The organism is Clostridium sp. BSD2780061688st1 H5 (assembly GCF_005845155.1).
Classification (GTDB): Bacteria; Bacillota; Clostridia; order Lachnospirales; family Lachnospiraceae; genus Claveliimonas; species Claveliimonas intestinigallinarum.
In genome coordinates, this window is record NZ_SPGT01000043.1 from 1 (window position 1) to 12,675 (window position 12,675).

The 12,675-nt window shown below is 51.8% G+C and carries 7 protein-coding genes and 1 pseudogene; all 8 read right to left on the bottom strand.

Annotated elements, in window-relative coordinates; genetic code table 11:
- Positions 1-211 precede the first annotated feature (211 nt).
- Positions 212-1,306 (bottom strand): hypothetical protein, encoded by a 1,095-nt coding sequence (locus FGQ86_RS15655; protein ID WP_138305066.1) that lies wholly within the window; start codon positions 1,304-1,306, stop codon positions 212-214.
- Positions 1,307-1,325: 19 nt separating this feature from the next.
- On the bottom strand, positions 1,326-2,942 hold the full coding sequence (locus FGQ86_RS15660; protein WP_138305069.1) for an amidohydrolase: 1,617 nt from the start codon (positions 2,940-2,942) through the stop codon (positions 1,326-1,328).
- Between the two features lie 215 nt (positions 2,943-3,157).
- Positions 3,158-4,264: a PTS sugar transporter subunit IIC gene (locus tag FGQ86_RS15665; RefSeq protein ID WP_138305071.1), complete on the bottom strand. Its 1,107-nt coding sequence runs from the start codon at positions 4,262-4,264 to the stop codon at positions 3,158-3,160.
- Positions 4,265-4,382: 118 nt separating this feature from the next.
- Positions 4,383-5,617 (bottom strand): annotated as a pseudogene (locus FGQ86_RS15670) (RtcB family protein).
- Between the two features lie 46 nt (positions 5,618-5,663).
- Positions 5,664-7,157: a DUF2828 family protein gene (locus FGQ86_RS15675; protein WP_138305073.1), complete on the bottom strand. Its 1,494-nt coding sequence runs from the start codon at positions 7,155-7,157 to the stop codon at positions 5,664-5,666.
- A 168-nt stretch (positions 7,158-7,325) separates the two neighbouring features.
- Entirely contained in the window at positions 7,326-8,234 is a 909-nt protein-coding gene (locus FGQ86_RS15680) for a WYL domain-containing protein (RefSeq protein ID WP_138305075.1), read from the bottom strand.
- Positions 8,221-9,474, bottom strand: a complete 1,254-nt coding sequence (locus FGQ86_RS15685; RefSeq protein WP_138305077.1) for a WYL domain-containing protein — start codon at positions 9,472-9,474, stop codon at positions 8,221-8,223. Before FGQ86_RS15685 ends, FGQ86_RS15680 begins: the two co-directional genes overlap by 14 nt.
- Before the next feature lie 21 nt (positions 9,475-9,495).
- Entirely contained in the window at positions 9,496-12,468 is a 2,973-nt protein-coding gene (locus tag FGQ86_RS15690; protein ID WP_138305079.1) for a DEAD/DEAH box helicase family protein, read from the bottom strand.
- Between the last annotated feature and the right edge of the window lie 207 nt (positions 12,469-12,675).

Below are 12,675 nucleotides of genomic sequence, written 5' to 3' on the forward strand. Positions count from 1 at the left end.
AGTTTTCAAGGTACTGATTGCAACGAAAAGTCGTTGCCACTTTTTTACTTGACTTTCTTTAATAGTTAGTCTTATTTAATGATTTGTTCAATAGGTAATATAGGATAAGGGCGAGAAAAAGTCTGTTGCTATAGCAACAAAAATCCCCTTCTCTCCACAATTCGAAGAGAAGGGGATCTGAGCCTTCGTTTTTTATATGTACGGCATGCTCCTACATCAGCCCCAGGCCCTTGACAGTCAGGGAGATAAAATCCTGCACATTGGTCACAATGGTGGTAGCGGAAAGGCTTCCCCTGTCCAGCAGCTTATTCACCACAAACTCATCAGCGTCCACAGTGTACAGGAAGACAGGCCTCACGGTTCCGTCCTCTGTCACGGTGTAGGAGGGAGTCATATTTCCCGTGGCAATGGTGTGGAGCATGGTGGCCAGACAGATGACCGTGGTGGCCTTCTCTACCATGGCTCTCATGGCGCTCTGTCCAGCGTAGGCGTCTCCGATCACTTCCGGGAGGGGACCGTCATCGCGGATGGAGCTGGTGAGGACAAAGGGCACGTCATTCTTCACACAGCTGTAAATGATGCCGTTGTCAATTTTATAGTCCTCTATAAACTGGGGGATGGAGCCGCTCCTCCTCACCCGGTTCAGCACATCCAGATGATTGTAGTGGCCGTTGGGATGACATTTCTGGGTGTAGATGTCCTGCCCCAGAGCCGTGTGGAACATGGCCCCCTCCAGGTCGTGGGTGGCCAGGGCATTTCCGGCCATCAGGCCGTCCACATAGCCGTTGTCGATCATGGCCGACATGGCCTTTCTGGCGTCAGCGTCAAAGGAGAAGGCAGGTCCCATGACCCAGACCACATTTCCGTGCTCCCGCTCGTATTTCAGCAGCTCAAACAGCCTGTCATAGTCTCTGGCATAGGAGGTCTCCCTGCTTCGACCCTGCCGGAACACGAACTGATCCTCTGACGCGTCTCTTTTTTTCTCAAAGCCTGTTGTGTGGAGGTAAATCCCCTCCTCGCCCCTCTCGGTCCTGCCGAGGATCACCCGGTCTCCCTTCTTCAGGTTTCTGTTCTCCACCACCTTCAGGGTTCCGTCCTGAGCCCAGACCACACTGGAGTCCATCCTGGATCTTGCCGGAAGCAGCCACTCGCCGTTCAGCTTAAAATACTCCGGGTACATGGACGTACTGTGATAGTTTTCCGGCGCCACGCCGTCCTTCTCCACAGCCTCCCACCGGGCATCCGGCGCGTTTTTCAGCTCCTCCGCGGAAAAATCCGGGGCTTCATATTCTGGCATTTTAAACATGTGTATCTCTCCTTCTCTCTCATTTCCGTCTTGTATTTCTGCTGTACACGCAGCGGCCGCCTATGTAGGTCTGATCCACCTGCACCTGGTCGATCTCCTCGGCGGGGATCTCCAGTATATCCCGATCCAGCACAAGGAAATCCGCCTTGTAACCCTCTCTTAGCTGTCCCAGCCTGTCAAATCCCACCATGTCAGCGGACTCCTTTGTGTAGAGGATGATGGCTGTCTCCACGTCCACTGCCTGATCCTGTCCGCAGTCCGTTCCGTCCCAGGCCCGTCGGGTCACCGCTCCCTTGATATTGGGAAAGGGATCTGAGGGGACGGCCCAGGATGTGGCCGGCGCGTCTGTGGAAAAGCAGAGCTTCACGCCGCTGTCCAGCAGATCTCTCACAGGGTAGCATCTCTTCATCCACTCCTGTCCCAGGTTATTCAGGTAGCTCTCGATCTCCGCATACATGAAAATAGGCTGGGTGACAAAACCAATGCCCTTCTCTGCCGCCTTGCGAACGCTGTCCTTTGCGGGGTCTGTGATGTGCTCCACCCGTACATAGGGCTCCGGCCCGTCGTTCCACTTCTCCTCCCTGGCCGCCCGGTCCACCACTCTTGCAATGGCCCTTGTGCCCATGGCGTGCATGGAAAGCTGACAGTGATTTTCCTTACAGAACCAAATGGCTGTCTCCATCTGCCTGTCGCTGCACACAGAGATACCGCAGGAGTCCGTTCCCAGATAGGGCTCTGCCATCCAGGCGGTCCGTCCGGACACGCTGCCATCCCCTATGAGCTTTAGGCCGGAGACAAAGATCTGCTGCCCCCTGTCAAAACGCTCCCTGGGAATACAAAAATCCGGGTCATCCATAAAGAAATCCCACATGTAGTACACGCCCACCTCCTGGAGGAAGCCTTTCTCCGCCGCCTCCTGGTAGAGAGGATAGTTGTCGCCGCTGTCCAGATTTCCCATATCTGTCACAGCCACAATGCCCTGGGATGTGAGGAGCCGGCCCAGCTCAGCCAGGTTCTCAACCTTCTCCTCCCTCTCCGGCACAGGCATGAAGGGAGTCACAAGGTTTCTGGCATTTTCCTTCAGCACGCCTGTGGGCTCTCCATTCTCATCTCTCTCAATCTCTCCCCCATCCGGATCCGGCGTATTCCTGTCTATGCCCGCCAGCTCAAGGGCCCGGCTGTTCACACAGCGAATGTGGCCGCATGTACGGATGATGGATACCGGCGCATCGCTGCAGCCCCGGTCCAGATCCCAGCGGGTGATGGAGCGCTTCTCCGCGAACTTGCCCTCATCATAGCCCCAGCCCTGGATCCAACCGTCCGGCCCCTGCTCCTCTCTCTTCTGCCTGATTGCCTGCACCAGCTCCTCAATAGAGTGGATTTTCGGCGGCAGGGCTGAGATCTGCCTGCTGAAGTCCGCCAGCATGACAGGGTGCATATGGGCGTCCACAAATCCCGGGATCACCCGGCGGCCCCCAAGATCCACCCGGGCACATCCCGCCGGCGCCATTTCTTCCACTTCCTCTCTCGTTCCCACCTTCCGGACAAGGCCGTCCTCCACAAGCATGGCCTCCCCGTACAGTTGGTCACTGTCCGATGTAAAAATCTTTCCGTTTTCATAGATACAACTGTCCATTAATTTACCGCACCTCCAGACGGGAAGAACCTGAGTCTCTTCCCGCATAATAAAAAAACAGGCACTTCGCCCAAAGCTGAAGCGCCATTGCTATGTCCTACAGATAACTATACTCTTTTTCCCCGGGATGTGTCAATGTTTTAAAAAGAAAAGATAACGCTTCCACCTGAGGTGAAAGCGCCGTTTTTGATTTCCATTTTCAGCTTTTGTCAGCCTTACTGCAAGGTCAGGTCTCCGTCCTTTACCCAGCCCAGCCGGCGGCACACCTGGTTGATGGCCGGGGCCAGTATGGCGGGAAGCACAAAGGAGATCAGGATAAGACCTATCCAGTCAAAGGCGGAGGGCAACATGGCCGCGGCTCCGTTCGCGAGGGCCGTCTCGCTGGGAGCGATCCAGCCGGTCCAGACGCCCAGCTGTCCGCACAGTCCGCAGGTTCCCATGCCGGAATTGATGGCGTCGCCGTTCATCTGCAGCCGGAACACACAGGTGGCGATGGGGCCGGTTATGGCCGATGCCACCGTGGGGGCGATCCAGATGCGGGGATTTCTGACAATATTGGGCATCTGCAGCATGGAGGTGCCCAGCCCCTGGCTCACCAGACCGCCCAGACCATTTTCCCGGAAGCTCATAACCGCAAAGCCCACCATCTGGGCGCAGCAGCCCGCCACAGCGGCGCCGCCAGCCAGTCCTGTCAGTCCCAGGACGGAGCAGATAGCCGCAGAGGAGATAGGCAGCGTCAGCGCCACCCCCACCAGCACGGACACGATCACCCCCATCAGGAAGGGCTGCAGCTCCGTGGCCTGCATGATGAGCTGGCCGAAGGCGCTGGCTGCAAGTCCGATAGGAGATGCGATAACCCAGGCGGCCCCGATGCCCACCAGTGTGGTGACAATGGGCGTCACCAGAATGTCGATCTTTGTCTCCTTGCTGACAGCCTTTCCCACCTCGGCCGCAATGATAGCCACAAAGAGAACCGCCAGCGGGCCGCCGGCCTGCCCCAGAGCATTGCAGGCATAGCCCACTGTGGCCAGCGAAAACAGCACAAGAGGCGGCGCCTGCAGGGCATAGCCGATGGCCACGGCCATAGCCGCGCCGCTCATAAAGGAGGCCATGCCTCCGATCGTGTATCCCATACCGTTGATGGCGATGATCCGGGCCGTGAGGAATCCGACATGAAACTGGCTGCCAATCGTATTCAGGATCGTGCCGATAAGCAGTGAGCAAAACAGTCCCTGAGCCATGGCGCCCAGTGCATCTATGCCATAACGCCTGGCAGAGATGACAATATTTTTCCGTTCCAGAAAGGCTTTTACTTTTTCCATAACAAACTCCCATTCTTTTTCCTTAATACGCAGTAAAGTATACATGTGTCAAGACACATGTATACTTTACTATAACTGCTGTATGGTGTGCTTGTCAATCCTTTCTTTTCGCGGAGCTTTACTTTTTCGTTCTCCACGGCGGGTCGTCCCCGGCCGCCTTAAAGTTGTAAACCGGCCTGAGTATATCAATGACGTCAATCGTCTCACCTGTCAGGCCAACAATATCCTCCAGGGATTTGTAAGCCATGGGAGCCTCATCGATGGTCTGCTCATTTACAGAGGTTGTGTAGATCCCCTCCATGGAAGCCATGTATTCATCCAGACTCAGGGACTGCCTGGCCGCGGCTCTCGACATAGCCCTTCCCGCGCCGTGCGGGGCAGAGTAATTCCACTCGGGATTTCCCCTGCCCCCCCAGCACGGAACCATCCCGCATATTGATGGGAATCAGCACTTTTTCACCGGCATGGGCTGCAATAGCCCCCTTTCCTCAGGATCATTTCCCGCGTATCAATATAGTTGTGGACTGTGTGAAAGGCATCCACAGCTGTCATCCCCGTCCTCTCCAGTATGACCTCCGCCATCTTTTCTCTATTCCCGCGGGCAAATCTCTGGCAGATTTCAAGATCGTGGAGATAGTCCTCCAAAAAAGTGCCATGCAGCCAGCAAAGGTCGCCCGGGACATCCGATACCTTTTCCCTGTATTCCCTTTCAAGAGCTCTGAGGGCGCTCTGGATCTGCGAGGCTCTTCCCTCCTCCTTGTAAGCGCGGATGGTTTCTTCTCTCTTTATAGAGTAGTCCTCCCTGCCAGCGTGGAGGTCTTCCGCAAGTCTCTGATAGAACTCCGCTGTCTGCTTTCCGAGATTTCTGCTCCCGGAGTGGATCACAAGGTAATAGGTTCCGTCAGAGGATCTGTCTACCTCAATAAAATGGTTGCCCCCTCCCAGCGTTCCAAACGAGCGCTCCAGCCTATCCACAAACCCAAGCGAACAACCGCAGCGCAGTCCGGCCAGATCAAAGCTCTCCGTCTTGCTCTCCCATACATTTATGCCAGAGGGAATGTAATGGCAGGCCTCGTCGAGTTTCACAAAATCAAGATCCCGTTCTGCCAGCTTTACCGTATACATCCCGCAACCGATATCAACCCCCACAATATTAGGGCAGACCTTATCCTCCACGGTCATTGTAGTGCCGATGGCACAGCCTTTTCCCGCGTGTACATCGGGCATGATCCTGATCCGGCTGCCCTCTGTCAGCTGACAGTCGCACATCCTGCGGATCTGCCGGACCGCACTCTCCTCAATCGTCCTGGCATAACAGATAGCGGTATTTACCTTTCCTCTTATCTCAAGCATAATCTCATTCCCTTCACAGGCACGCCGGCTCTTTACCTGGCGGGCGCTATGCCACTATTTTCGCATAGCGCTCGCTTTCCAGCACCTCCATCATACACTTATAAGGCGAAAGACTTCCATCTGCAACCATAGAGAAAAGCCTGGGCGTCACTCCGGAAATCAGCGCGACTCCCTGTTCATTCATAGTAACTGGCTGATGGCGGTTTCTGCTGGCAACATTCCAGAAGACAATTTCCGGAAGCCTGTAGCCGTGCGCTTCGTAGCTTTTCTTCGCATGTTCAAAGTTTGTCTCAGAGGCATTGCTGATACAGAAGTTAAATTCCATATCGGAGATGATGATCAGCTTTGCCGGCAAATCCTCCTGCCTGACATTATATTTAACTGCCGTCTCCAGGATCAGGTCAAATACCGCCTCCAGATTTGTGCTGGCCACCTGGCAGAAGGTGGCTGCATAGCGAAGCCGATCCACAAAGGTTTCCCCCTTGATCTCGATCAGCTGCGGCGTGTCAGAGAACTCGATGAAATGATTGCTGAACACGCCCCTGTTATGCTCCGCAAAGTACAGTCCAAGGGACAGGGCCACGGCTGCGGGCAGGGGGCTCCCGTCACAATACATGGATCCGGAGGTATCAATGACCGCAAGGGCATTATCCTTCCCGCCAAAGTCGGGCATAGACTCCCACGTAGCGTTCAGGGCATTTTTCTCCTCCGGTGACAGTTCTCCGAGAAAGGACTCCCGGCCAGAGTGCCAGTTCTCCCAGGAAAGAAAAGGCTCCACCAGCTCGTAGGGGGACACATTGTCCGCATGCATGCTGACCTTGCCGGAAGCGACATTGGTAAGAAACGCATTATATCTCTTTCTGTCGTTCCTGATGAACGCCTGTCTGTATTTAAACAGCGCTCTGGAGGGCTGTTTCTCATAGTCAAAGGTATAGTCCTTCTCCCGAAGATTATTCTCGATGATATGTATCCGGCCGCGCAGGGCTGAAACTGCCTTCCGGTAAGCCGCCTCACTCATGCCGAAGGCCCTGGCCACTTTTTTGGCATTGCGGACCGTCTGCCTGCTGGAAGCGTTGACAGAAGGAAGCCATTTCCCAAGCAGAGAGACATTTTCGCCTGCGGCGAGAAGTCTCATGTCCTCGTCAAACTGTCTTCTGAGAAGGGCAAGCATTTCCTCTTCACAGGGAGTGCCCATCAGGGCGAGAAGATCGTCAAAGCGGCCGTATTCTGCCACATAAGCGATATTCTTTTTCACAGATCCCGGCTCGTTTTTGGCAAGCCACGAAAAGATCGTGCGGAAAACTCTCCTTTCTCCCAATCCCCCTCTGACGTCCCTGGCAAAGAAGAGAAGTTTCATCGCCATATCTGCATTTTCCGTATACGCGCGCACAAAGCGGGCCGTGATCTCCTCATCGCTCTCCCGTCTGAGCGCGCCAATGGAAGCATAAAGATCCAGGCAGTCAGAACCGCTTGTGGCATATGCGGCCGCGCCGTTTTCAGTCTCAGTTGTATTGGCTTCCCGTCTGATATAATCCAGCATGACTTCTCTCCTCTTCCTTTCACTTTTCTTTTAAACAAGGCACCATATATATAAAAAAATCACGCGATATCCTCTCTTTGCTGTGGGTGCCTTTTTGTTGTACCTTTTGTTTACAATGCCATTCTACTTCCCCCGCCCGCTTTTATCACGGAAAAAAAGCTGCGAACCTCAAAGTCCACAGCTCTTTTGCTCTATGAGTCTCTGCCTGATCAGCCCCACAAAGCGCTGGGGCTCCGTCACCCTGATCAGGGGACCAAAGGACAGCACTCTAATCACCAGCTCCATCTCATCCTCTTTGTCATAATACACAGTAATCCGATATCTGCCGTCCTCTGTCTTCTCCGCCTGCTTCCGGAAATGGGCGAAATGCATCAAAACCCGCTCCAGCGCGTTCCGTTCATCCACCAGCTGGAACACAACTCTCCGCTGTCTGGTCCGCACAACCCGTCCCCCGCATTTTGCAGGCTCCTCTGCGGGACGACAGCCAACGATCCTTCCCAGGTTGATTGTACTGGCATATTGCCCCTCTGTCCCGGTCAGCCGGAATTTGTCGTCCTTCTCCGAGTATTCCAGAGACTCCGGAAAGATTGACACAGACAGGAGCTCCCCCTTTCCGCTTGTCATCTCTATACGCAGCGGATACTTCCTCCTGACCGCATCCAGGATCAGGCGAAAATTCGCTATGTAGGTCTCATCTCCGTAGGGGTCGCCGTCGCTGTACTTGTCAAAGGCCAGGATATCTTCTGGTCGGAAGAGAGGCTCGGCCTCCGGGAAGTCAAACCCGAAATCCCCAAACAGACGGATGCGGGGATCCATGGCGATGGACTTCAGCCATCTCCGCTGCAGCATCGTCAACGGCATATCCGGCTTTCTCTGTATGGGAGTCGTCCCGTCCGCCCTTATGAGCTGCCATCTCTCCTCCTTCAGCGCGGGAATAATGCTCAGGGCACTCTCCCTGAATGCGTGCTGCTCGATTATCTCACGAAGCTCGCTGTCCGTAAGAGGGTGTCTGACAGCCTCTGCAAGTACAGCCGCCACTGTATTGTAGTAGGCGCTGTACAGTTCACTGAAGATCATTCTTTTCACCGCCTTCCAGTCCATAGAGCTCGTACATGGCACTGATGTCATCCCTGAACTGCTCTTCCAGTTCTCTGTCAGAAATGTGGATACTGACGATCCGGCAGATAAATGTGCGGATCCACGGAACCATTTCACTGGCATCATATACATCCGCGGTAAAGCGGCTTGTATTTCCATCCAGATGCTCCACCGTGCCGATCCGTTTTTCCCTCTCCAGACGCAGGGGAATATGCGTTTCATCGTCCCTGTACCGGATTGTAAACTCCACATGCTCCATAGGCTGGCCGGACCGGTTCTGGGTGCTGACTCCCCACATGTGAGGAAGCATCCTGTCCAGCTCCGCCCGCATTTCCTCAAAATGCTCCTCAACCCTATCCATTTTTACAGAAATCAGATTATCGATCCGAAAAGAGGAGATCCCACCGAACGGAATTGAGTAGGCCATCAGATACTGTCTTCCACTCTGGACGCTGACCATGATCCGAAGGGGAACTGCGGGATTATCCGTGACCCGCCCCGTATGGCGGTTCATATTCTCCAGGATCACTCTTCTCCTCTCGCCCATAGCGGCAAACAGCTCACAGAGGATCTCACTGTCCATTGCGCTGGTAATGTAATGGTGCTTAAATGACAGATAATCCTCACGCTCGTCCAGCTTGTCAAGCAGAAAGGACCCTATGACGCCGCAGGGCGCCGTCTCGGAAAAAAAGTCCAGCATATCCCTGTCCAGCTCACAGTCCGTCCGCGCCCGCCGGTACACCAGCCTTCTCCCTTTTTTCTCCGTCTCTATGATCCCCTCTTTCGCATACTCCTTCAGCTTCTTTCTCACAGTAGACTCATCATACGTCCTGGGCATACGAAATCCGGAAAGATAGTCATCTATCCTCTCCATCACCTCCCCCAGCGTCATACTCACCCCGGGGTCACAGAGGATATCAAAAATAATAAAGTGAAGAGTAATGTCGCCATCAGTGAAGCTCTTTGCCTTCCAGGCTTTATACAGGGGATTATGACTGGATGTGCGGCTGTCCACGGAGATAAAAACATTTTTTCCGTCAGGAGTCTGGCGGAACTGCATGTAGTCCCCAAGCCAGCTCTCCAGGCGGCGCCGCTCATCGTCGTAGGAGCGGGCGCTCTTCTGGGTGTACTCGTCCCTGCTCTTAAAGCCGTAAACATAGAATTCACGCATATAGTCGCGGATCCGGTTGAAGTTTTTTATAAGTTCACTGTATGCCATGGGGTCACCTCCGCAGCTTGCTTATGATTTGAATGTCAGTTCCATTAATTCTGCCGCAATATTTTTGTCCTTCACTCGCATAATATTGTCTTCGGCTTTTTCTTTACCCAACAAATGGATATTTCCATACCAGATAATTTCCTGGTCTATAACCGCAAAATTTTCACAGGACTCTTCCACTGTTTTGATGAAAAATCCAGCCTGACGCATATCCTCATGCAGCTGCATCCAAAACGCGGCATCGCCAAAGCCATAGTCATCCGGATTCCAGGTAACGATTGTCACTTCTGTTCCCAACGCCTGCTTTTCTTTCAACATATTTATCATTTCATAGATCCTTTTTGCGCTGATAGTACTGCTGGATATCACAATCCGCTGTTCTGCTTCCAGCATGTCCCTCATAAATACTTCTTTATAATCATCACCATCAAAAATGGCATTTGCTTCCTGCTTTTCACCAGCCAATCCGCTGCATATTTCGTATCCGATCTGCTTGTATGCTTTCAGCCTTTTCCCATACATTCTCTCAAACATTGGAATATGACTGTCAACGTAATCAAATACGATCACATCCTTCTTTCCATCATAGTTCCGGTTCAGACGTCCGGCATACTGCTCAACTACACTTCGGAAGGAAACCGGCGTCGCCATGATCAATGTATCAAGGCGCGGGAAATCAAAGCCCTCGCCGATCAGACTGCCTGTGGCAACCAATGCCAGTGTTTCCCCTGGAGCGGTTTGCCGCAGCTGCTCACGGATCTGCTTATGCTCTTTCTTTGAATTGTTTCCAGTCATCAGAAAGACTTTGTCTGCATACCCTTTCATCTGGTCATACAGTCTTTCTGAATGATCTTTATATTTGGACAATATCACAGGTGTTCTTCCTGCTGCAATACATTCTCTCACATCCGAAAGGATCTGTTCATCTCGCGCTTCATTGTGCCGGAGAATTTCATACGCTTCATTGGGATGCATCTTTTCTGTAGTAATACCTCTGGGAAGTACTGCCCTTGTAAATCTTGGATACACCAGATGCGGGATCCCCTGCTCTTTTGCTTTTTCTTTCGCAGAATAACTATATCGGATCGGGCCAAGAAGCATGTAATTGATCTTTTCCAATCCATCCGATCGCTTTGGTGTGGCTGTAACACCATATACATATTTCGCAGTGACTTTTTGCAGTACCTCCGCGATCGTATCCGAGGCTGCGTGATGACATTCATCCACAATGACCATTCCATATTGGTCAAGCAGCGGATGCCATTCCCCCTTTTTACATAATGAGCCCGCCATGGCAATATCCACAATTCCAGTCATGGAATCATGCGCTCCCTGCAGTTTCCCAATCAGACTTTTTCTCACTCTCGTCCGCCCGGTTTTCGTTTTATACTCCGGAAACTCTTCATCTATATCAAGGAATTTCTCCAACGCCTCTTTCCACTGTTCCAGCAAGGCAGAGGATTCAAGGAGGATCAGCGTATTCACTTTCTTCTCTGCGATCATTGCGCTGCATACAACTGTTTTCCCAAAGGCTGTGGCCGCCTGGAGAATTCCATTATCGTATTTCATCATTTCTTCCAGCGCCGGCTTTTGCTCCTGCCTTAATTCTCCTCTAAATGTAACATGAATCTGCCTGCCGCACTGACGTTCATCGCTTATCTCACAGGGAATATCCGCTTCTTTTATCTTCTCGATCAATCTGTCCTGCAGACCTCTCGGAATTTCAATATATCCGCTCAAATGGTCCTTTCCCAGATAGATCCACTGAGCGGTAGCAAAGTTCGACATGCCGATTGCCGCATTTTTATAAAAAACCGGATTTCTTATGGCTGCCAGCCGTCTGATCTGATTTTTGAGAGCTGCTTTCAAATTCAGACTGTCTATATAAATACCATTTGATAAGACAAGGCTTAATTTCCCATTCACATCCTCACGGCGAAACGGCTTTTCTTTTTTCCACGGCTGCTCCCGTTCTCCTGCCCTTTCAGCATCATCCGTTGCTTCTGTAATATTAGGTGCCGCCCACTCCTTTATTTTCGTTTCTATAAACCGGGCAGAAAGCCGTGGCTTGCTCCAAAGAACCTCCCACTGGTTCGGATAAACATTCCAATTGCTGTCAACAAAAGCGCTGTTTCCTTTCTGCAAAGCTTTTCCCTGTAAAGGAAGCGCAATCAAATTGCCCAGACCGCCTTCCGGAAGGGTATCCTGAGCCGGAAGCATCCTGTCATAGTATTTAAACGATTTCAAATTAACCTGCTCTGCCCCTTTTTCCAGCAAAGTGAAGCCAAACCTCCTCGCCAGCGCTGCCGGGAGCGGTTTGTCGAAGAACATCCACAAATGCGCTCCTCTGCCGGATCTGGACCGTTCAACAAGCGGATCAATCCCGTTTAAACCGCAAATAGTCCGCATGGCTTCCACTTCCTCCAGCCACGCCTCATTCGTATTTGCAAAGTCCTTCTTTTCAGCACCCTTCTCATGGTTGTCAAAATCAAACACAAGAAAGCGGCATGTCCCATTTTTCAACAGGGGATAGACACCAATGACATCCGAGCCATTATAGGATCTTCCCTGCAAATGAGCCAGTATATCTTTTATGGTAAGCTGTTTATATGCCTGGTGAGGGCAGTCTTTGCAGTTCATTTTCTCATGACGCATTTTGGGGCAGATATTCTCCCAGCGATTATGGCACTGCGTATAATATCCAGCTTCCCCTGTTCCTTTTTTCTCGCTTCTCTTCGCATAGACATCCTGCCGTCCCCAAAATCTGGCATAGAACAAATTCGCCATTTCCTCTGTAATCTGTCTCGGATGGATAATCCGCGCTCCCTGATCCGGATCGTATTCCTCTGCACTTTCAGGCTCACTGATATGGGCAATTTCATGTGTATATGAAATCCCGGAACGGTTCAGAATGTTTTTCAGGATTTGATTTTCAAGCTGCAGATCATTGATCTGCTTTTGCAGTAAACTGATATTTTCAACAGGATTTCTCATTCGCCTTGTCTCCATGGAAGTTTTCGTATCTATTTTAACTGTTTTGCTCTGGAGTTTAGCTTATTCGCTTCTACTACAATTTAATGAGATTATCTGATGAAAATCAAGTGTTTTTATAGTATTTGGTATACTTAGAGTATAATTATCATTGGCAAAAAAAGGGAAGAGATCGAAACCTCTTCCCAATCATACAGATTTATCTTATTG